This is a genomic window from Paenibacillus sp. D51F (assembly GCF_053345695.1).
The window spans coordinates 472,113-492,771 of record NZ_JBKFAO010000003.1 but is presented as its reverse complement, the minus strand read 5'-3'; the positions used below and the strand labels follow the sequence as shown (position 1 = coordinate 492,771).

General features: G+C 56.8%; 13 protein-coding genes and 2 pseudogenes. 2 read left to right on the top strand and 13 right to left on the bottom strand.

The features are described from left to right. Window positions 1-968: 968 nt before the first annotated feature. Window positions 969-1,310, top strand: coding sequence for an ATP-dependent DNA ligase (locus ACLBWT_RS08820; RefSeq protein WP_447662682.1), 342 nt, complete (start codon window positions 969-971; stop codon window positions 1,308-1,310). 534 nt (window positions 1,311-1,844) lie between these two features. On the opposite strand, the gene ACLBWT_RS08815 is transcribed toward ACLBWT_RS08820, so the two are convergent. The 6 genes from ACLBWT_RS08815 to ACLBWT_RS08790 form a co-directional block, all read right to left on the bottom strand. Next, window positions 1,845-3,872, bottom strand: coding sequence for a beta-galactosidase (locus ACLBWT_RS08815; protein ID WP_447662750.1), 2,028 nt, complete (start codon window positions 3,870-3,872; stop codon window positions 1,845-1,847). Between the two features lie 253 nt (window positions 3,873-4,125). Beyond that, complete coding sequence (locus tag ACLBWT_RS08810) at window positions 4,126-5,706, bottom strand: DUF3502 domain-containing protein (protein ID WP_447662681.1); 1,581 nt, start codon at window positions 5,704-5,706, stop codon at window positions 4,126-4,128. Between the two features lie 381 nt (window positions 5,707-6,087). After that, window positions 6,088-7,020, bottom strand: a complete 933-nt coding sequence (locus tag ACLBWT_RS08805) for a carbohydrate ABC transporter permease (protein ID WP_447662680.1) — start codon at window positions 7,018-7,020, stop codon at window positions 6,088-6,090. A gap of 15 nt (window positions 7,021-7,035) precedes the next feature. Further along, window positions 7,036-7,956: an ABC transporter permease gene (locus tag ACLBWT_RS08800; protein ID WP_447662679.1), complete on the bottom strand. Its 921-nt coding sequence runs from the start codon at window positions 7,954-7,956 to the stop codon at window positions 7,036-7,038. A gap of 130 nt (window positions 7,957-8,086) precedes the next feature. After that, window positions 8,087-9,661, bottom strand: a complete 1,575-nt coding sequence (locus ACLBWT_RS08795; RefSeq protein WP_447662678.1) for a response regulator — start codon at window positions 9,659-9,661, stop codon at window positions 8,087-8,089. Further along, the gene (locus ACLBWT_RS08790) at window positions 9,658-11,421 is read right to left on the bottom strand and encodes a sensor histidine kinase (protein WP_447662677.1); all 1,764 of its coding nucleotides are present in this window, start codon (window positions 11,419-11,421) and stop codon (window positions 9,658-9,660) included. The genes ACLBWT_RS08795 and ACLBWT_RS08790 overlap by 4 nt, the downstream gene beginning before the upstream one ends. A gap of 393 nt (window positions 11,422-11,814) precedes the next feature. Here ACLBWT_RS08790 and ACLBWT_RS08785 point away from each other — a divergent pair, with 393 nt between their 5' ends. Further along, window positions 11,815-12,816: a glycoside hydrolase family 53 protein gene (locus tag ACLBWT_RS08785; protein WP_447662749.1), complete on the top strand. Its 1,002-nt coding sequence runs from the start codon at window positions 11,815-11,817 to the stop codon at window positions 12,814-12,816. Window positions 12,817-13,140: 324 nt separating this feature from the next. On the opposite strand, the gene ACLBWT_RS08780 is transcribed toward ACLBWT_RS08785, so the two are convergent. The 7 genes and pseudogenes from ACLBWT_RS08780 to ACLBWT_RS08750 all read right to left on the bottom strand — a co-directional run. After that, window positions 13,141-14,769, bottom strand: coding sequence for an ABC-F family ATP-binding cassette domain-containing protein (locus ACLBWT_RS08780; protein ID WP_447662676.1), 1,629 nt, complete (start codon window positions 14,767-14,769; stop codon window positions 13,141-13,143). 326 nt (window positions 14,770-15,095) lie between these two features. Continuing rightward, window positions 15,096-15,791: a hypothetical protein gene (locus ACLBWT_RS08775; protein ID WP_447662675.1), complete on the bottom strand. Its 696-nt coding sequence runs from the start codon at window positions 15,789-15,791 to the stop codon at window positions 15,096-15,098. Between the two features lie 874 nt (window positions 15,792-16,665). Continuing rightward, window positions 16,666-17,427 carry an SDR family NAD(P)-dependent oxidoreductase gene (locus tag ACLBWT_RS08770; RefSeq protein WP_447662748.1) on the bottom strand — a complete coding sequence of 254 codons (762 nt, stop codon included), beginning with the start codon at window positions 17,425-17,427 and terminating at the stop codon, window positions 16,666-16,668. Window positions 17,428-17,435: 8 nt separating this feature from the next. After that, window positions 17,436-17,762: a Dabb family protein gene (locus ACLBWT_RS08765; protein WP_447662674.1), complete on the bottom strand. Its 327-nt coding sequence runs from the start codon at window positions 17,760-17,762 to the stop codon at window positions 17,436-17,438. Between the two features lie 181 nt (window positions 17,763-17,943). Then, window positions 17,944-19,011: a Gfo/Idh/MocA family protein gene (locus tag ACLBWT_RS08760; RefSeq protein ID WP_447662673.1), complete on the bottom strand. Its 1,068-nt coding sequence runs from the start codon at window positions 19,009-19,011 to the stop codon at window positions 17,944-17,946. Between the two features lie 122 nt (window positions 19,012-19,133). After that, window positions 19,134-19,469 (bottom strand): annotated as a pseudogene (locus ACLBWT_RS08755) (MBL fold metallo-hydrolase); the annotation flags it as partial. Between the two features lie 414 nt (window positions 19,470-19,883). Beyond that, a pseudogene (locus ACLBWT_RS08750) lies at window positions 19,884-20,459 on the bottom strand (MBL fold metallo-hydrolase); the annotation flags it as partial. Window positions 20,460-20,659 lie beyond the last annotated feature (200 nt).

Here is a 20,659-nt window from a genome sequence, read left to right as displayed (position 1 = left end):
GCGAGATCTGCCATGATTTGAATCCGCGCCGATGTGGACCATTATTCCTTCAGTTAAATCCTAGCTCCCTGGGAAGATTATGTAAATACGCTATCAGCAGAAAAATCGCTTCGTCATGAATTTCTTCCCCATGGATCAACCTATCGGACATAGGTTCCGCTATTTCCACGAAAATGCCCATTCAGAAAAATTTAACGGACATAAGTTCCGCTATTTCAGAGATTCTCCCCCAAAATCGAGTCATCTACCTAAAATAACGGATCGTATGTCCGATACACAGTGGTTAGACGGTGAACGCATCCGTACAGGCTGTTCGTCTGGTGAGTAGGATTGAAATTATTTTTTGACTAATATAATGAAGGTGTCTTTTCATTTCTCATTCTCCCGTTTCAGCGAGCAGAGAAAAGAAATCGACATAAAGTACCAATGTTAAATAAGAAAATTTTAAATTAGTTCCTTATTTGAATCACCGGTATATTTTACTGGTGGTTTATTGCTTTGATATCCAAGAGAGGCGTGATGAAAAAAAAGGGTTCTTCTTCAGTCAAAGGCTCGCCGTCGGATTCCTGCAGTTCTATCTTCTCCCAGCTCAGCGACTATCTTTCTGAACGTTCGATCAAATATTGAAGAAAGTCAAAGAAATGTTTTTTGATCGGGTTCTTGGAGCCGTTCAATCAGGATATGCAAATCGTCTTTTAGAACTACCATGAAGGAATAGCTTCTTTTTTTTAATGACCGCTAAACATCATTAGCGGTTATCAGTATGATGGTAAGCGGCTATTTACGTCCGCTAAGGTCATCAGGAATGGCGAAAATGCATGTCCGCTAATGCTTAGCGTATAAAACGGTCAAAATGTTGGCGCTACCCCTATTTGTAGAAACCTAAGCAGCTCTAGTTAGTCTCGCTTCGCTCCCAGTAATCTCCCTGAAGCAGCTTAACATGCTATGGTCAGCTTGGAGGTTTTATCATGCTGAATGAACCGATTAGACCGATGCTGCTTCGAACTTCTGCCACAGTTATGCAAGGAAAGCGATGGATGTCTAGTCTGAAATGGGATGGTTTTCGGATCCTCATTCATTATAATCATGGTTACACCGTGCGGGCATTTACCCGCGAAGGTACGGAGGTCACGAATAGTTTTCCGAAGCTTGCTCAGATTCGTTTACCGGTCAAGACAGCTATTTTGGATGGCGAGTGCATCTGCTTTGACCTGTCACAACCAGGAACGCCACCGAAAGCCTGGTGGGATGATGCCATGGGATCGCGTTCAATGCACCCTGCATGCTCCGGTAAGGACTGCCTGGAGTGATCCAGATGCCTTGATAATTCGCTAGAATATCTGCGATATCTCCCTGCAAAGAATCCGTCGGGACCCACTCCGGCTCCACGGCGGCTCCGATTGTTCCAGCAGATAGCCGCAGCGCTTGCGGTATCGCCCCATGAGCCACAACTTCCTCATTATAATCGCCGACCAGAGCTATTTTGATTTCGTTCATCCCCGCACCTCTTCCGCAGATAATCTATCCTACGGAATTCAAGTATAAAGCGAGTGTTGCGGTGAGGAAACAGGAAGGAAGCTGCGGAACGCTGCAGAAGCTTCCCTCTTTTCCCGGATCAAGTCCGAAGAGGCTAATCCCAGCTCGACATAAAGTCCGGAAGTAAGGAGATTTGATGTTTTCCAAGCTAACCAAGTATTTATTCCTGCAAGCTCGGTGTTAGAGATTGAAAAAAAGCAGAAACGGCCAAAGCTTCGCCGTCTCTGCTCTATGTTCTGCTCTATGTTCTGTTCTATGTTCTGTTCTATGTTCTGCTCTCTCTTTGCTCTTTTCCATAATCAAAACCTCTACCCGATCTCCCTCACCAAGATGATCGCGCCGTTGGCCGGCAGGACGATCTCTCTTGCAGCCGGTTCCCCCGTCGAGGAGTCCGACCATCCGGCCTCGCTTTCCTCCAGCCGCACAGCCGCTTCCTTGGCTGAGAAATTAAGCAGGAACACGAACTCCTTGCCGCCGCCGCAGCGCAGCTGGGCCGTCACTCCAGGCGGCAGCTCCGCCTTCACGGCGCGCCGAGCCCCGCTCTCTTCGACAAGCCGCTCGTAGTATGAGCGGTAGAACTCATCGTCCTTCACTCTCGCAGCCAAATAATAGGCTTTGCCGGCGCCGAAGGCGTTCACGGTCAGAGCCGGCCTCCCGGCGTAGAAATCGTCGCCGTACACCGCCAGAACTTCAGCTCCTTCGGCATGGATCAGCTCGCACAGCTCATGCACTTCATGCGAGCCGCCAAGCCCAAGCGCATTGCCGTCCCGCATGACGAGAGCATTGCGGTCTCCATCGTGAAGCCCTTCGATCTCTTCCGCCCAGATGCCCGCCACCTCGCGCAGCGGACCCGGGAAGCCGGTCAGATAGCACAGGTCATGCTCGTCCACGACTCCGCTCCAGTAGGTGATCGCTGCCGTGCCGCCTCCGCGCACGAACGCTTCGATCTTCCGTCCCGCTTCTTCGCGCAGCAGGTAAGCCATCGGCACGACCAGCAGCTTGTAGCCGCTCAGATCGTCCTCCGAGCCGACCACATCGGCCGGCACGCCGAGCTCCCACAAGGCGCGATAATGCTGCACGACCGTATCCTCGTAACGCAGGCCGCCGTTGCGCGGACCTTGGGCATCGTTCACCGCCCAGCGGTTGTCCCAGTCGAACAGGATGGCCGCCTCCGCGGGCACATCCGTCCCAGCTACATCTGCAAGTCCCGCCAGCTCGGAGCCGAGCTCGGCCACGTCCTGGAACACGCGTGTATGCTCATGCCCGACATGGTCCACGACCGCGCCGTGGAACTTCTCGCTGGAGCCCCGGCTTTTGCGCCACTGGAAATATTGCACAGAATCTGCGCCGTGCGCGACCGCCTGCAGCGAGCTGAGGCGATGCATGCCGGGACGCTTCAGCTTGCTCACCGGCTGCCAGTTCGTGAGGCTTGGCGTGCTCTCCATGAGCAGGAACGGCTTCTTTTTGAGCGAGCGGAACAGGTCGTGGTTGAAGGAGAACCAGGCGGCCATATGCGTGTCCGAAGCATCCTTATGCCACATCGGGTAGGCATCCCACGAGATGACGTCGATGGCTTCGGCCAGCTTGCGGTAATCCAGATCATAGAACAGGTCCATCATGTTGGTCGTGCATGGCAGCCCCGGATTGACGGCTCGCAGAGGCGCCATTTCATGCTTGCAAAAATCCGTCGTCCGGTCCGTCACGAACCTCCGCCAGTCCAGATTATGGCCATGCACCATGTTCTCGCCATGCGGCGCCGGGGACTCCACCTGCTCCCAGCTCGTGTACGTATGGCTCCAGAAGGTCGCCCACCAGGCCGCATTGAGCTTGTCGAGCGTGCCGTACTTATCCTTGACCCATTTCCGGAAGGCCTCCTGGCAGTACTCGCAGTGGCATTCGCCGCCATACTCATTGGAAATATGCCAGCCGACGACAGCCGGATGATCGCCGTATCTCTCCGCCAGCTTGCCGTTCATGATCGCCACCTTCTCCCGGTAGACCGGGGAGCTGTAGCAATGGTTATGCCGCATGCCATGCAGATTGCGCACCCGGTTCGCGCCGGTGCGCAGCACCTCGGGGTACTTCTGCGACATCCAGGCGGGACGGGCTCCGCTCGGCGTCGCCAGCCAGGCATAGATTCCGTTCGCTGCGAAGCGGCCGAGCAGGTCGTCCAGCCAGCCGAACTCGAACCGGCCTTCCTCCGGCTCCAGTGCCGCCCAGGCAAAGATGCCGACCGACATGACGTTGCAGCCGGCCAGCTTCATCAGCCGGATGTCCTCCTCCAGCACGGCCGGATCATGCAGCCATTGATCGGGGTTGTAATCCGCTCCATGCATAAGCACAGGCAGCTTGCTGCTGACGGGGGGATGTTTTGGAATCAACGTTACCACTCCTTGATCGAATGAAATGAAAAAAGGGAAGCTTCGCCGCCTTGTCTTGGCGGCCGCAATGGAATCGAAATCCGGAGCGCCGTTTCCGGAGATTGTCTCCCCTCAGAGAGAAACGAACCTCAAGGACGGCCGGCAGTCCGTGCGATGGATCGAAAAAGATGCAAACGGGAGGAGACGACAGGGTCTCCTCCCGCATGGCTTATTTTTGCTGGGCCAGGAACGCGTCCACTTGGGCTTGCATTTCCGTCATGACCTTCTCGATGCCGGCTGCTTTCAGCTGCTTGATCAGATCGGCCTGGCCTTTGTCCAGATCCTTGACCAGACCGTATTCCAGCGGAATCGAATAGCGCAGCATGACGTTGCTGATGCTGGCCACTTCCGTCTTCACCTTGGCATCGTCGAAGACGAACGTTTCCAGCGGGAAGTGATAGATGCTGGACTGCCATTTCTCGAAAATATCGTTCGCTTCCTGCGGATACGAGGAGTCGGTCCGGTTCAGCTGCGAGTTCCAGCCCCAGTTGGAGAAGCCGGTGTAGTTCGCTGCGGCTGGGCCGGCGCTGTACTTGTCGTCGCCTTCCGGCACATAGTTCGTGCCGCTGATGCCGTACATCGTGAGATCATGGATCTCCTTGTCGTTCTGCAGCAGGTCGATCAGCATGAGCGAGCGCTCCGGATTTTTGGATGTCGCATGGATCGCCATGCCGTTCTGCGTCGAGATGGCCGCGATTTTTTTCTTGTCCGGCGTGATGTCCGCGATGGCGACCTCCAGGGACGGGTTGTCCCGGCGCATCTCGGCGAGGTTGGAGCCAGCGGTGCCCAGATTTTGCGCAGCGTAGGAAGCGACCTTGCCGGCTTTGATATCCTGCCAGACGTCGTTTTTGTTGCTGACGACGTTTTTGGACCAGACGCCGCTGTCGGAGAGATCCTTGTAGTAAGTCAGCAGCTGCTTGAACTCGGGCGTATCGTAAATGTTGAAGATCTTGCCCGAGGCATCGTCCATCTTATATGCGAGCGGCAGCGTCATGTCGACCAGATTCCAGTCGTTGTGCTGCTCCAGCGTCGCTTGGTCCATCTCATGCCATTTCCAGCCGTCGCCTGCTTTGGCGCCGTAGGCCAGCATGCCTTTTTCGTTCGCGGCGATCGCCTTCAAATAAGTGGCGTAGGATTCGAGGCTGTTGATCTCCGGCAGATTGTATTTCTTGCGCAGATCCTCGCGGTACAGAATGACTTTGTCGTTCACTTCGACGTTGTTGTTCGGCACCATGAACAGCTTGCCGTTCACCTTTGCCTGGTCGAAGGAGACCGGAGGCATGTTCTTCACCGTCTGCGGCGCATACTTGTTCAGCATGTCCTCTGTAAGCTCCAGGAAGCCGCCCTTCAGCGCCTGGTCGTTGTAGTAAGCCCAGTTCGCCGTATAGACAAGGTCGAAGTCTTCGTTGGCCGCGAATTTCAGCGGGTATTTCTGGTTCCAGTCGGACCAGTCGAGGAATTCGGCCTCGACCGTCGCGTTGATGCGCTCCTTGAGCTTCTTGTTCAGCTCGCCGAATACTTTGTCGTAGTCGGCCGGCTTGCCGCCGACGAGCAGCATTTTCAGCTTGACCTCCTTGGAGGTGTCGGGCTCGTTGGAAGCGGTTGCGTTAGTCGGCGCAGCGGATGAGTTGACCGCCGGCGATTCCGTATTGGATGCTGCGTTATTGTTGTTTCCTCCGCAGGCCGCGAGCACCGCGGACATGGAGAGCAGCGCCGCCATCGGCAGCAGGAGCGATTTCTTTGCTTTCATTGTTTTTCCCCCTATGGAGTGGATGGATGATTCTGTACTTCATGCAAGCAGATGGACTCTAGCAAATCGAAGCTTCCGGGAGCCTTTCCCTCAAAGGAGGGGCGCTCGAAGCTTTTCGGCTTCTCCCTCCAAAGGAGGGCGCAGCACTCCGGGCCTCTCCCTCCGAATGAAAGGAGGGCCGAAGATTCATGGAGGCGGATAAGACGTAGAAAGGCGAATGAACTCTGGAAAAGCGGAGCGTTCGCATTTGAAGGCCGGATTTCCCCCATTGAGGGGATAAAAAATCAAGAAATCCGGACTTCAACAGCGATTGGAAGAGTCATTCGTTTTTCGGAGTATTGGATTTGCTGCATTGCCGTTGCCGCATTCATTTTTTCGGAGTCAGCCCTTCACCGAACCGATCGTCAGCCCCTGCACGAAATAGCGCTGGATGAACGGATAAGCCAGCAGGATCGGGCCGATCGCCACGACCGTCATCGCCATTTTGAGGCTCTCCGTCGGGATGCTCGTGCTCACGACCGCGCCGGAGCTGATGAGCGCCTTGCGCATCCCGTCCATGTTCCCCAGCATTTTGTACAGATAGTACTGGAGCGGCATGAGGTTCTCGTTCGAGACGAACAGCAGCGCGTTGTACCAGTCGTTCCAGTAGCCGAGCGCGATGAACAGTCCGATGGTCGCCAGAGCCGGCTTGGCCAGCGGCAGGATCAGCCTCGCGTAGATGAGGAAATCCCCCGCTCCGTCCATTTTGGCCGACTCCACGATCGCCTCCGGGATGCCGCTCATGAACGACTTCATGACGATGATGTAGAACACGTTGAGCAGCATCGGAAGAATGAGCACGATAAGCGTATCCTTCAGATGCAGGTAGTTCACGACGAGCAGGTACCAAGGCACGAGTCCGCCGCTGAACAGCGTCGTGAAGAAAAAGAAGAAGGAGAATGAGCCTCTCCACTTGAAGTCCTTGCGCGACAGCACGTACGCCGTCATGGAAGTCAGAAACAATCCCAGCAGCGTTCCGATCGCCGTTACGCCGATCGTCACCCCGTATGCGCGGAGCATCTGCTCCGGATACGTGAAGAGGATGCGGTACGCCTCGCCCGAGAACGCCGAGGGCAGCAGCTGGAAGCCGTTCTCGATGATCGAGCTTTCGCTTGTGAGCGAGGAGGAGAGGACGAGCAGGAACGGCAGCAGGCAGATGGCGGACATGACTCCGAGAACGGCATAGCCGATCAGTTGGAACAGCAGCAGGTCTCCCTTGAGCTTGCCTGCCTTCTTGCCGGCGGAAGCGGCTGCTGTCTGTGCTTGAGCTTGCATGTTGACATCTCCCCCTTAGAACAACGCCCGGTCTTTGTCATATCGGCGCACGGCATAGTTGGCCAGCAGGATCGTGACGAAGCCCAGAATGGATTGGTAGAAGCCGGCTGCGGACGACATGCCGATATCGTTGTTCGTCGTCAGGGAGCGGAACACGTACGTGTCGATGACATCCGTGGAAGAGAACAGGATTCCGTTGTTGCCGACCATGTTGTAGAACATCCCGAAGTCGCCGCGGAAGATGTTGCCGACGGCCAGCAGCACGAGGATGATGACGGTCGGATACAGGTTCGGGATCGTGATGTGCAGCATCCGCTGGAAGATGTTCGCGCCATCGATTTCCGCCGCCTCGTACATTTCCCTATCCATGCCGGTGATCGCCGCCAAATACATGACCGATCCGTATCCCAGCGCCTTCCATGCCGAGATGACTACGAGCAGCAGCGGCCAATACGACGCCGTGTTGTACACGTCCAGCGGCTGCATGCCCAGCGCCTTCAGCACCACGTTGAGCGTGCCGTAATCGTAATTGAACAGATTGTAGGCGATCGCCCCGACGACGACCCAGGAGATGAAGTAAGGCAGGAACATCATCGTCTGGAAAATTTTGCGGAACCACGGTCGGGCCGCTTCGAACAGCAGGATGGCGGCGGCGATCTGCAGCACGTTGTTCACGATGATGAACGCGATATTGTACAGCGCCGTGTTGCGCGTCACCCGCCAGGCATCGCCGGATTCGAAGAAAAAGCGGAAGTTGTCCAGCCCGTTCCAAGGGCTCCCGAATACGCCTCCGGCGTAGTTGAACTGCTTGAAGGCCAGCACGATTCCGGCCATCGGAATGTAGGCGAACAGAATGAAAAACAGGACGCCCGGCAGCAGCATCAGCAGCAGCGTCCGGTATTTGAGGACGTCGCCCAAAAAGCCGCTTCGATTCATGTCTTCTCCCCTCTCGATGTCCTTATGCCCTTAGTATAGGACTTCGGACCGAGAGCCCGTCAGTGCGGAGAACAACTAAAACCGATACTTTTTCCACGATGTTCACGAGGTTGGGAGCCGGGGCTGGCGTTCAGATTTGCTGCTTCTTCCGGTATTCGCCGGGCGACATGCCGGTGGATTGCTTGAACTGCCGGTTGAAATAAACGATATTCTTGTAGCCCATTCGATCCGCGATTTCATAGATTTTAAGGGAAGGGTCCTGCAGCAGGGAGCAGGTCCGAGCCAGCTTGCGCTCCAGCAGAAACTCGCTGAACGGCTGTCCGGTCTCTTCCTTGAACAGATGGCCCAAATAGTTCGGAGTGAAATTGAAGCGAGCCGCCGTTTCCTTCAGCGTCACCCGCTGCTCGAGCCTCTCCTCCACAAAGCCGATGATGTCCTCGATCAGCTTGCGGTTGTGGCGTCTGCTCTTGAGCAGAAGCAGCTCGGACAGCTCGAAGAGGCGCTTGCGCAGCCAGGACAGCACATCGCTTACCGTCTCGAACTGGAACAGGACGGAAGGCTCATGGCTTTCCCATCTCAACAGCTCGTACAGATTCTCGTTCATCGCCTTGAGATCGGCATGCAGCTTGGAGGTCATGCGGATGATGAGATGGTAGGCGTCGCTGCGCTGCCGTCCCGGCATGCCGAACAGCTCCATGAGGCCGTTGTCGATGCCGACCAGATCATACTGGAGGATCGCCTCCAGCATCCGCTCGACGATCCGGTCCAGCTGCACGGTCGCCTCCGCATCTCCATGCGACGCGGGATCCTCTGTGATGACACGGTTCTTGCCGAGCAGCCACTTGGCGCTGAGAGCCGCCTGGGCTTCCCGGTAGGAGGCGGGCAGCTCTTCCCAGCGCTCCGCCGCCGTGCCGCAGCCGATCGTCACCGTCAGCGGAAATGCCGCGGCGACGGCATCGACCAGCTGCTGCAGCTCCTCTCCGTCAGGCATGCCAGCCGTCGAGCGCAGCAGCAGAGCCCTGCCTCCCGGAAGGCCGGAGACGAGCAGCCCCATTCTTTTCTCCCGCACGTAATCGCCGATGAAAGCAATGATCGCCTCGGTCAGCTCCTTGCGGCCGGCATCCGGAAGATGGCGGGTCTTGCGCTCCAGATCGTCGAGCTCGATCAGGGCAGCGGCGGCGCATGACGGAACAAGCGGCGCGATATGGGGACGCAGATGCTCCTGGGCGGAAGGCTCCGCGTCGCCGGCAAGCCAGCGCAGCAGCCATTCCCTGGAAGCCACCGTCAGCGCTTCCGATACGCTGCGGGTCGCCTGCCGCTCCCGCTCGATTCCGGCGCACAGTCCCGAGAGCATGCCGAGCAGCTCTTCATCGTCGACCGGCTTGAGCAGATAGCCGGACGCTCCGAGCTGGAGCGCTTCCTTGGCATACCGGAAGTCCTCATGGCCGCTGATGAAGACGACCTTGGCGGCCGGCACTTTATCCTTCGCCTTGCGGGCGAATTCGACTCCCGACATGATCGGCATCCGGATATCCGAGAGGATGATGTCTACCGGCTGCCGCTCCAGAAACTCCATGGCGGCAAAACCACTGTTCACCGTTCCGGCGATCTCGACCGGAAGGCTGCTCGCGGCGATGCGCCGCCGCAGCCATTCGAGATCGACCTTTTCATCATCTACGAGCAAAATGCTGATATCGCCTGTCATGCTGTCGTCCTCCTGTCCGCCGGCTGCAGTCCGGCCCCGTCCTGTTCTTCCGCAAAGTCCGAATCCGCCGGAAGCAGGATCCGTACAGTCGTGCCGGCTCCGTAAATGCTGGCCGCATCGACCCCATATTCCGGGCCGTAGCGAAGCTTGATCCGTTCATCGACGTTGCGGATTCCATATCCGCCTTCGTTCCGGCTCGGTCCGGACATGATTTCCCGAAGCGCATCCGGCCTCATCCCGATGCCGTTGTCGATGATTTTGAGCTCCAGCGTCCCGCCGACTACCCGGCCGCTGATGAGAATGCCGATGGAATCTCCGAACCAGGCATGCTTGAATATATTTTCCACGAATGGCTGCAAAATCAGCTTCATCACCTGCAGGTCCCGGATGCCCTCTTCGATATCCGTGTATACCGTGAAGGAATCCGCGTACTTCACTCTCTGGATGTCCAAATAAGTCTGGATCTGCTCCAGCTCAAGTCCGAGCGGAATATACACCTTGCCTCCGTTCAGGGACAGCCGGTAAAAGCGCGACAGCCCCTTGACCATCTCCGTCACTTCCTTGGCCTGTCCCATATTGGCAAGGCTGCTGATCGTGGAGAGAGTGTTGTAGAGGAAATGGGGATTGATCTGCGCCTGCAGGGCTTCCAGCTCGGCCTGCTTGCGGCTCAGCCCTTGGACGTACACGCTGTTGATCAGCTCCTTGATATGGGAAGCCATATTGTTGAACGCCTGCGCGATCTGGACAAATTCGTCGCGGCCGCCGAAGCGGATCCGCTTCTCGAAGCTGCCGTCCTGGAAAGACTGGAGCAGCGTCACGATCTTCCGCATCTTGCGTCCCGACAGCCGCGCCACGAGCAGCCCGATCAGCGCCATGACCGCGAAGCTCGCGGAGCAGACGCCGAGGATGAGCAGGCGCAGCCGCTTGGCATCCTCCTGCAGGTACTCCTGCGACACGAGCGCCCGCAGCGAATAGCCCGTTCCCGGAATCGCCTCGTTGAGAGCGAGGTACCCATTCTCTGCGGGGTCCGCTTCGCCCTTCTGATACGTGACCGCTTCCGACTGGTCGTCCAGCAGCTGGAGCGTGATTCCCTTCTCTTCGGGAAAAGCCTCGAAGCGCCCGAGCAGCTCGTCCAGCGAAGTCGTGATGCGGATATACCCGATGACGGTCTGATAGTCATTGTAGGAAATCAGCCGCGTCAAGTGGGAAAGGTTGCCCAGAGAGGCATCGCTGTCGACCTGCATCCACTTGGCTCCGACGCCTTCGCTCGCCTCCCGCACCCAGGCGCTGCCGGCCACCCTGTCGGCGGAGAGGACGTAATAATCGCTGTCCTGGATCGGCGTGTTCAGATCGTCGCCTTCGATCTCGTAGAGGTCTGGATTGGTCGTATACAGCACGATGCGCAGATTGCTGCCGAACAGCTGCAGAGGGGCTCGAAGCTGGGGCACGACTTCGTCGAGCATCGTCAAGTACGTCTGCAGATCGTCGCCATGCTTCTGCAGCGCCTTTTGAAAAGGAACGCTTCCGAACAGCGTGTCGGAAATGCGCGTGATCTCGTCCATCTGGTATTTCATGCTGCTCCTGGTCTGCTGCATCGCCGCCCGGATGTTCGTCTGGGCGATCTCCGTGCGGGAGTCGACCAGCATCCGGTAGGAGATCGTCCCGATGAGCGCGTCCGTCAGCAGGACGAGCAGCAGATAGGGAATCATCATTTTATAGGAGTAGGGAATATAGGATCCCATTTGTAGTTTTCTGCGCAACTGGTTCCCCTCCGGTCATCGTGCTGCGGTAATCCAATACCCCATTGTAACCCGCCGGGCTCTTCATTCCCATGGAGGAAGACAACGCTTTCTTATACCTTTTCCACGATATTCGGAATGGCTGTCCACTGTAGTGTCTCTCCTCCCGCACCGGAGCGATGCCGGGAAACAACGTTGATAACCGTGAAGAAATCATTGCAGCGCTCAGCTGTCCGCCGAATGGATAACGCTTACAATTCAAGGTGGAAGGAGGCTCCGGCATTATCCGCCATTGCTTTTCCCATCAGAAGAGGAGGAATCGGAATCATGAAATGGACCTTCAAAAGCAAGACCTTGAAAAGCAAGACCTTCAAAAGCAAAGGATCGCTGCTCAGTCTCGCGCTGGCTGCCGTCATGCTGATCTCGCCGCTCGCCTATCATGGCGGGGGCCGCGCGGAAGCCGCGCCTGCGTTCGCCAAGGGAGCCGACATCAGCTGGGTAGCCGGCATGGAAGCCCAAGGATACAAATGGAAGGACAAAAACGGTACGACCCGGGATATCCTGAACATTCTGAAGACCGACTACGGCCTGAATTCCGTCCGCATCCGGGTGTGGGTGAATCCGAATATGAGCGATTACGGCAACGGCTACATGAACGCCGACAAAGCCGCCTCCCTGGCCGTCCGAGCCAAGGCTCAAGGCATGAGCGTCATGCTGACGCTCCATTACAGCGACTCCTGGGCGGATCCCGGCCAGCAGACCAAGCCTGCAGCGTGGAAATCGCACACCTTCCAGCAGCTGATGGATTCCGTCTGGTCGCATACCGTATTCGTCATGAACACGATGAAAGCCCAAGGAGTGGCGCCGGATTGGGTGCAGATCGGCAACGAGACGAACAACGGCATGCTGTGGGAGGACGGCAAGGCGTCCGTCTCGATGAAGAACTACGCCTGGCTCGTCAATACGGGCAACAATGCGGTCAAGAGCGTCTTTCCTGCCGCCAAGACGATCGTCCACATCGCGAACGGATACGACAACGCGCTGTTCGTCTGGAACATCGGCGGTCTGATCAGCAACGGGGCGACCTTCGACGCCATCGGCATGTCGCTGTATCCGACGGCGACGGATTGGCAGGCCAAGATCGACCAGACAATCGCCAACGCCAACGACATGATCACCCGGTATGGGAAAAGCGTCATCATCTCGGAGATCGGCTTGGACTACAACCAGCCGGCAGCTGCCAAAAGCTTCATCGCCGACATCAAGACGAAAGTAAGAAATATCGCGGGCGGCAAAGGCCTCGGCGTATTCTATTGGGAGCCGGAAGCGATCCCGGGCTACAACTCCGGGTACAACAAGGGCGCCTGGCAGGCGGACGGCAAGCCGACCGTCGCCTTGGCAGGCTTTTTGAACTAGCGGCGCTTGAATTCCGTGGATGAGCCAGACAAGGCGGACTACAGCCTGGATGAGCTGGAGGCGCTGTTCGGCAAGCTCGCTCAAGCCGTTTAAAAGCTAAAACAAAGCTCAAAGGTCAAAGCTCAAAGCAGTTTTAAAGTTAAACCCAAGCCCAATGTTCCCAAGGCCGGCTCAACCCAAAGCCCTCCCAGCATATAGCTCCTTCAGAGTGGGATTCAATAACCAAAACCCGGTCATGCCGCTCGGCCTTTAGACCAAACCTAAAAAAGAAAAAACCGCTGTTATCCGGTCCTTTCGGTCCGGGTAACAGCGGTTTTGGCTTGATTAAACTCCTTGCACCGCGTACATGCGGTCGCGCAAAGCTTGAATGTCTTTATTTTCAAGGTACTCGTCGTAGGTCGTCATCCGGTCGATGATGCCTCCCGGCGTGATCTCGATGATGCGGTTGGCGATCGTCTGCACGAACTGATGGTCATGCGACGTGAACAGGACGGTGCAGTCCGTGTCGATGAGCCCGTTGTTGAGCGCCGTGATGGACTCGAGGTCCAAGTGGTTGGTCGGTTCGTCCATGATGAGCACGTTGGAGCCCGAGAGCATCATCTTGGAGAGCATGCAGCGGACCTTCTCTCCTCCGGAGAGGACGTCGGCTTTTTTCAGCGCTTCGTCGCCGGAGAACAGCATGCGTCCCAGGAAGCCGCGGATGAACGATTCGTCCTGATCCTTGGAGTACTGGCGCAGCCAATCGACGAGGTTGTCCTCGACGCCGTCGAAATACTTGGAGTTGTCCTTAGGGAAATATCCTTGGGTCGTCGTAATGCCCCATTGGAACGAACCCGCGTCAGGCTCAAGCTCGCCAGTGATGAGCTGGAAGAACACCGTCTTCGGCAGGGTGTTCGGGCCGACGAAAGCGATTTTGTCGCCCTTGTTCACCGTCAGCGTCAGGTTGTCGATCAGCTTCTCGCCGTCGATCGTCTTGGTCAGGCCGTCGATCAGCAGCAGCTGCTTGCCGGCTTCGCGCTCGCCCTTGAAGTTGATGAACGGATATTTCCGGCTGGAAGGACGGATGTCGTCCAGAGTGATCTTGTCGAGCATCTTCTTCCGGCTCGTCGCTTGCTTGGACTTGGACTTGTTGGCGCTGAAGCGCTGGATGAACGCCTGCAGCTCCTTGACCTTGTCTTCCTTCTTCTTGTTGGCGTCGCGCTGGAGCGCGAGGGCCAGCTGGCTGGACTCGTACCAGAAGTCGTAGTTGCCGACGTACATCTGTACTTTGCCGAAGTCGATGTCAGCGATATGCGTACATACCTGGTTCAGGAAGTGACGGTCATGGCTGACTACGATGACGGTGCCTTCGAAGGTGGAGAGGAACTTCTCCAGCCATTCGATGGACTGCATATCCAAGTGGTTGGTAGGCTCATCGAGCAGCAGGATGTTCGGGGTGCCGAACAGCGCTTGAGCGAGCAGGACGCGGATTTTTGCGTTGCCGTCCAGGTCCTTCATCAGCTTGTCGTGCAGATCCGGCGTAATGCCGAGGCCGTTCAACATTTCCGCGGCTTCGGATTCGGCTTCCCAGCCGTTCATGTCCGCGAACTCGGCCTCGAGCTCGCCCGCGCGCATGCCGTCCTCGTCGGTGAAGTCCGCTTTGGCGTACAGGGCGTTCTTCTCATTCATGACTTCATAGAGCTTTTTATGGCCCATGATGACAGTCATGAGAACCGGCACTTCGTCGTATTCGAAATGGTTCTGCTTCAGGACGGCCATGCGCTCGCCCGGGGTGATGTGGACCTCGCCGGTGTTCGGCTCGATCTCGCCGGAGAGGATTTTGAGGAATGTCGATTTGCCCGCTCCGTTCGCTCCGATGAGGCCGTAGCAGTTGCCCGGCGTGAACTTGATATTGACGTCTTCAAAAAGCGCTCGCTTGCCGTACCGAAGCGATATTCCGCTCGTACTGATCATTGGTGTGAATCCCGTCCTTCATCTATAGTTTGGCGGATGGCCGCCTGTAGTCAACCGTGTAAGCAACGCAGTCTATTCCGAAGTCAATGGAGATTGCGGCCATTCGGCGCCAAGAGGAAATGGTGCTTGACCTCTGGCGTGAGTGACCAAGAGGTTGGACCCTTCAAAACTTCTGGCTGTCCTTCCGGCACTCTAACAATAATGGTCTCGCCCTTTGAACTATGAATCGCCTCATGAAAATATCGGATCAGACTGCCGCAAGACAGACTTTCTTAATTATAGCATAATTCCCGAGTTGTAGGGAAACCTTCGAAGTTCCTTCCTTGTCAGTCAACCCGGCCCGTAATAACCCTTAATCCCTTTTCCCCAAGGCGGAAGACGTGATGCCTTCTCTCGCCTCCCCCCTCAGGAACGATCCAGCCATCCGCTATCATCCTGCGGAGAACCGTACGCGCCGTATCTTTTCCTACCTGCAACCAGCGGCACGCGTCGTTCTGTTTGAATGCCTTCCCATCAGCCGCATTTCTCAGCAATTCCCTCTCACGAGGATTTAGTGACTCTAATCCTTCTATTGTCCGACCGCGCCTTCCAAGTAGTTCAAAAAGCGATCCTCGGCATGCATCCGGCTTTTTGTCCAGCTCATCCCAGCTGAAAGGCATGTATAGATATCCGGCGACGGCCATGCTTCTCAAGCGCTGGCGGTCCATGGAAAACCGCTCCCTTGTCATTAATTCTACATGGGGCACGTAACCATCGCATTCGATAATGAGCCGCAGCGGCTCGTAGTAAACGTCGGCATAAAACTTGTACCCGCTAGGACCAACAAACTCATATTCCAATTGAAACCCCTCGAACGAACCGAAGACAGGCATGATTAGAGTTTGGAGCAGCTTGATCGTGCCATGCAGATCCCTTTCCAGCATCTCCAGCCGTTGTCCTTTCGCCAACTTCCGCTGAACAGCGATGAATGCCTTCATATCCGTATCAAAAGTTCTTTCCGTTAATGACTTCATTTTACGCATCTCTACACATCCTTTTCCTTGAAAATAGAAAAAGCCGCTTGCTCCAAAGGAGGCAAGCGGCGTGTGCTTCACGCTCTAAAGTATTTTCATGATTTCTCGTTGATGTTGTCATGGCTCTAATCCGATGATAGACCGTAGACTCGAGAATGACAAGCCTCCCAGTTAGACGGTTTTTCGGCTTATTTCGCCGCTTCTGCCGCAGAAGCTCCGAGATAGACGGTTTTTCCTGTTTTTTTGCCGGTTCTGCCGCAGAAGCTACGAGTTAGACGGTTTTTCCGCTTATTTGGCCGTTTCTTCTGCAGAAGCTCCGAGTTAGACGGTTTTTTCGGCTAATTTCGCTGCTTCTGCTGCAGAAGTTACGAGTTAGACGGTTTTTTCGGCTTATTTCCTGCTTCTGCCGCAGAAGCTCCGAGATAGACGGTTTTTCCTGCTTATTTGGCCGCTTCTGCCACAGAAGCTACGAGTTAGACGGTTTTTTCCGCTTATTTGGCCGTTTCTTCTGCAGAAGCTCCGAATTAGACGGTTTTTTCGGCTTATTTGGCTGCTTCTGCCGCAGAAGCTACGAGTTAGACGGTTTTTTTGGCTTATTGGCTGCTTCTGCCGCAGAAGTTACGAGTTAGACGGTTTTTTCGGCTTATTTGGCTGCTTCTGCCGCAGACGGTTTTTTCGGCTTATTTGGCTCCTTCTACCGCAGAAGCTACGAATTAGACGGTTTTTCCGGCTTATTTGGCTGCTTCTGCCGCAGAAGCTATGAGTTAGACGGGTTTTCCCACTTATTTAGCTGTTTCTAATGCAGAAGCTCCGAGTTAGACGATTTTTCCTGCTTATTCCTGCTTATTTGGCTTTTTTCAAGCACTGCCAGCAGCGCTGCTGCTCAAATCCCCGGCATCACGTTGCCGCCGTTCACCGGCAAGTAAGCTCCGGTGATGAAGCTTGACAGATCCGAGGCGAGGAATGCGACGGCGTTCGCGATTTCCTGATCGGTTCCGCGGCGCTTCAGAGGCACGGTGCTTTCGTAGCCTTCGTTGCGCTCCGTGCCGTTCTCGCGATCCCGCTCGCTGATCGTCCAGCCCGGCGCCACTTGGTTGACGGTGATGCCGTCGCCGCCGACCTCCTTGGCGAGCACGCGGTATACGCCGTCCATTCCCCGCTTGCCCGCCGTATAGGCGGATTGCCCAGGGAAGTTCTGCATCGCGCATTCCGTATTGATGCCGATGAAACGTCCCTTGCCCTTGGCTTGCATGCCGGGGATGAAGGCTTTGGCCAGATGCACGCTCTGCAGCACGCAGGTCTCGAACTGGCTGACGTAATCCTCCACAGGCTGCTCCAGCACTGAGGTCCACTCATATTGAATGACCGCATTAGCCACAATAATATCGATGCTGCCGAGGCCGGCGGCCACGGCATCCCGCATCGCCGATACGGAATCAAGCTGAGTGATGTCCGCCTGAGCGATCATCACGTTCCGGCCCATGGCGGCAATCTCCGCATTCAGCTCCAGAGCTTTTGCCTCGCTGCCTCGGTAGTGCAGAACCACATCCGCGCCGCATTCCGCAAGCGTGCGGGCAATGACGCGCCCAAGCTGTCCCGTCGATCCCGTCACCAGCGCCGTTCTTCCCGTGAGATCCAGCCTCAGGCCGCCGCTCATGAGCTTGCCCCCGCCGGGACGCGGAAATCGATCTCCAGGAAGCGGGAGACCTCCGATTCCCAGCGTTCCTTCACGAAAGATACATGGAAAGGATGCTCATTGTAAAGCCGGTAATCCTCCTCATCCTTGAAGTCCATCGTAAAGACGTACTGGTAGTCATTTTTCAAGCTGATCTGTCCGCTTGCTGCGAATTGACGCACATACGGGATAGAGGTCAGGATGCGTTCCCCGTCTTCGAGAAATGCACCTGCTTCCCTGGAGCCTTGCGGATGCTTGAGATCGAAAATAACCATGTGGCGGATCCATTCCTTGCTCGTTGACATGATCGTTCCTCCTGACAGTTGAGATTCATGGTTCAGCAAAGCCTTCTCCTCGTTCCACCATTCGGTGTGCACACAGCGCAGAGAAAGCTGGAAAGAGAGCAGGCCCGCTATTTTCGATCCACCTGAAAAACAAGGCCTGCCGGGCATCCGGCAAGCCTTCTCTCTCTCGTATGAAGCCGCCTCAGTTCCAGGACAGCTTGACTTCGCTGCCCGTACGGGAGGATTCGTAGATCGCATCCAGGATGCGGTTGTTGGTGTAGCCCGTCATCGCGGAGCTGATCGGCTCGCGGCCGGTGCGGATGCAGTCCAGGAAGTGGCGGCTGAGCAGGATCCGATCGTCGTCGCCGGACAGCGGAACGATCTCCTCCTGCACGACGCCTTCCTCGCTATGCGTCACATAAAGGCCGCTGCTGCCTGCATAATAGGCTCCGCCTTCGGTTCCCATCAGATGAATGAACGGATCTTCGCCGAGACCGGCGGAATGGGCCGCCCAGCTTACTTCGAGCGTCAACGTCGCGCCGTTGTCCATCTTGATCATCGCCGTAGCCAGATCCTCGACGTCGTAATAACCGTCCCAGTTCGGCGTGCCCCAGTTGCCGATGCCCTCGCGGCGCGGGCCGAACTCGGCATAGGTCGTGCCGTAGACGCTGACCGGGCGGGGATTGCCCATCAGATAAAGAGACAGGTCAAGCATATGCACGCCGATGTCGATGAGCGGGCCGCCGCCGGCCATATCCTTGCGGGTAAACCAAGAGCCCCAGCCCGGGATTCCCTTCTTGCGCCACCAGCCTGTCTTCGCGTTGTATACGCGTCCCAGCTTGCCCTCGTCGATGTAGCCTTTGATCGCGCGGCTCAGGCCGCCAAAGCGCATCTGATGCGCCACCATCAGCACCTTGCCGGAAGCATGCTTGGCGTCCAGTATGGCGCGGGCATCCTCCAGGCTGATCGCCATCGGCTTCTCCAGCAGCACATGCTTGCCCTGCTTGAGGGCTTCGATGGCGAGGGAAGCATGGAACTGGTTCGGCACGCAGATGACGACAGCGTCGAGATCAGGGTTCTCCAGCAGCTCCTGCGGGTTCTGATGAACGGTTGGTATGCCGTGCTCCTCGGCTCTTTTCTCTGCGAGGGGAAGGAACACGTCGGTAACGGCCTCTATCTTCACTTCCGGAATTTGCTTGAAAATATCCATATGGACATTGCCGATGCCGCCTGCTCCAATAATGCCTATGCGCAGCGGTGATTGGGTCATGGTCGAATCCTCCTGTATCGTGCTTGTCCCAACCAGTATATCACGGTTGAAACCGCTTAACGATGTGGGATCTTGGCGCCTTCATGTCCAAAGTTGGCACGGCGGCCGAGGCCGGAAGGAAATCAGCCGCCCATCTTCCACGTCTCTCCATGCGGAAGCATGACGAGCCTGTCGGATTCCAGCCCGCAGGAGCATCGGCCGGATTCCAGCCGCTCAAGCGCCTCCTGCGGCGTATCGTCGGCCAGCTTGAAGGCGCCGTAATGCATAGGGACGAACAGCTTGGCGCCGAGATCGCGGAAAGCCTGCAGCGCCTGCTCCGGCGTCGTATGCTGCGGCCCCATGAACGCTTCGGGATCGTATGCGCCGATCGGCAGCATGGCGACATCGATCTTGAAGCGCCGGCCGATATCCGCGAAGCCGCGGAAATAACCGCTGTCTCCCGCAAAATAAATCGTCGGATACTGCCCTGCGCAAGGACGGGGAGCTTCCGGATGGAACGGATCGTACGGCCCTCTCATGGCGGCTTCCGACGGCCCTCTCATGGCCGCTTCCGACGGCCCCCCCCTCTCGCCTCCTGCATCGGCTGCTTGAGGATCGAGCGCGGTTCCCGATGCCGGCTTTTGATCCGGGCAGCCCTCTACAACCTCTCCCGAAGCTTGCTCACGAGCATTTTGCCAGTCGCTTTCCGGATTCCGTCCGCTCGCAGCTTCAGCGGCGTCCAAAGCTCGCTCTCTTTCAAGATGCCAAGCCTCTCCCGCTGGATGCCCGCTCGCAGCTTCAGCGGCGCCCTCATGCGAGAGGCTTGGACCCTGGCTTGACCGCGATTCGCCTGGAGACGCTGCAGCTGCTATCGCTCCTTCGCCTGGAACTTGGCTCAAGCCATGCTCGGGCTGGATGACCCAGCCGCCCCAATGCGAGGCGTTCATATCCCAAGGACTGCGGCGGGTCCAATGCTGGCTCGGAACGAAGGTCAGCTTGAGCCCGCGGAAGTGGAAGCTCTCCCACCAGTGCAGCTCATGCACGCGGGCGAAGCCTTTGCCTCGCAGCTTGGCGCCGAGACCGGCCGGTACGAGAATCGTCTTGGAGCCTCCAAGCCGGCGAAGGGAAGCCATGTGGAGATGGTCGTAATGCGAATGCGACACGAGCACGAGGTCGACCGGAGGCATCTGCTCCAGCTCGACGCCGGGCGGCGTGAGGCGGCGTTGAAACGCCATCTTGCCTGCCCATACCGGATCGGTCACGATATTTACGCCGGCCAGCTGGATCAGAAAGGTCGAATGCCCGATCCAGGTGAGCGACGGCTGCTGGCGGTTGCGGTGCAGGAAGTCCAGGTCGGGAGCTGCGTTCGGCACCGCGAACGAGTAGTCCCGGTCCTGGCGGTTCCATATTTTCTCCTGCCTCCAGCGCTTGAAATGCTTGGAAGTCTTCTGTGTGGAGACCGGGTCCATATTGTCGAACTTGGATTTGGCCATGATGTGATTCCTCGCTTTCGAAGGCTGGCGGGCGACCGGCCGATATGCCGGACCGCCTGTCTTGTACCTTACCATATCAATCTGCCGGTCTCCGATCAACTGCATCGGGCCAGCCGTCATTCGCTTCGGTCCTCCGATTGAGTTACACTGGAGGCAGAGCTTCATCTTCTTACCCC

What these genes read in the sequence shown, in the direction of transcription:
- ACLBWT_RS08820 (WP_447662682.1), top strand. Translation starts at nt 969, where the DNA reads ATGCTGAATGAACCGATTAGACCGATGCTGCTTCGAACTTCTGCCACA.
- ACLBWT_RS08815 (WP_447662750.1), bottom strand. Translation starts at nt 3,872, where the DNA reads ATGCATGGAGCGGATTACAACCCCGATCAATGGCTGCATGATCCGGCC.
- ACLBWT_RS08810 (WP_447662681.1), bottom strand. Translation starts at nt 5,706, where the DNA reads ATGAAAGCAAAGAAATCGCTCCTGCTGCCGATGGCGGCGCTGCTCTCC.
- ACLBWT_RS08805 (WP_447662680.1), bottom strand. Translation starts at nt 7,020, where the DNA reads ATGCAAGCTCAAGCACAGACAGCAGCCGCTTCCGCCGGCAAGAAGGCA.
- ACLBWT_RS08800 (WP_447662679.1), bottom strand. Translation starts at nt 7,956, where the DNA reads ATGAATCGAAGCGGCTTTTTGGGCGACGTCCTCAAATACCGGACGCTG.
- ACLBWT_RS08795 (WP_447662678.1), bottom strand. Translation starts at nt 9,661, where the DNA reads ATGACAGGCGATATCAGCATTTTGCTCGTAGATGATGAAAAGGTCGAT.
- ACLBWT_RS08785 (WP_447662749.1), top strand. Translation starts at nt 11,815, where the DNA reads ATGCTGATCTCGCCGCTCGCCTATCATGGCGGGGGCCGCGCGGAAGCC.
- ACLBWT_RS08780 (WP_447662676.1), bottom strand. Translation starts at nt 14,769, where the DNA reads ATGATCAGTACGAGCGGAATATCGCTTCGGTACGGCAAGCGAGCGCTT.
- ACLBWT_RS08775 (WP_447662675.1), bottom strand. Translation starts at nt 15,791, where the DNA reads ATGCGTAAAATGAAGTCATTAACGGAAAGAACTTTTGATACGGATATG.
- ACLBWT_RS08765 (WP_447662674.1), bottom strand. Translation starts at nt 17,762, where the DNA reads ATGTCAACGAGCAAGGAATGGATCCGCCACATGGTTATTTTCGATCTC.
- ACLBWT_RS08760 (WP_447662673.1), bottom strand. Translation starts at nt 19,011, where the DNA reads ATGACCCAATCACCGCTGCGCATAGGCATTATTGGAGCAGGCGGCATC.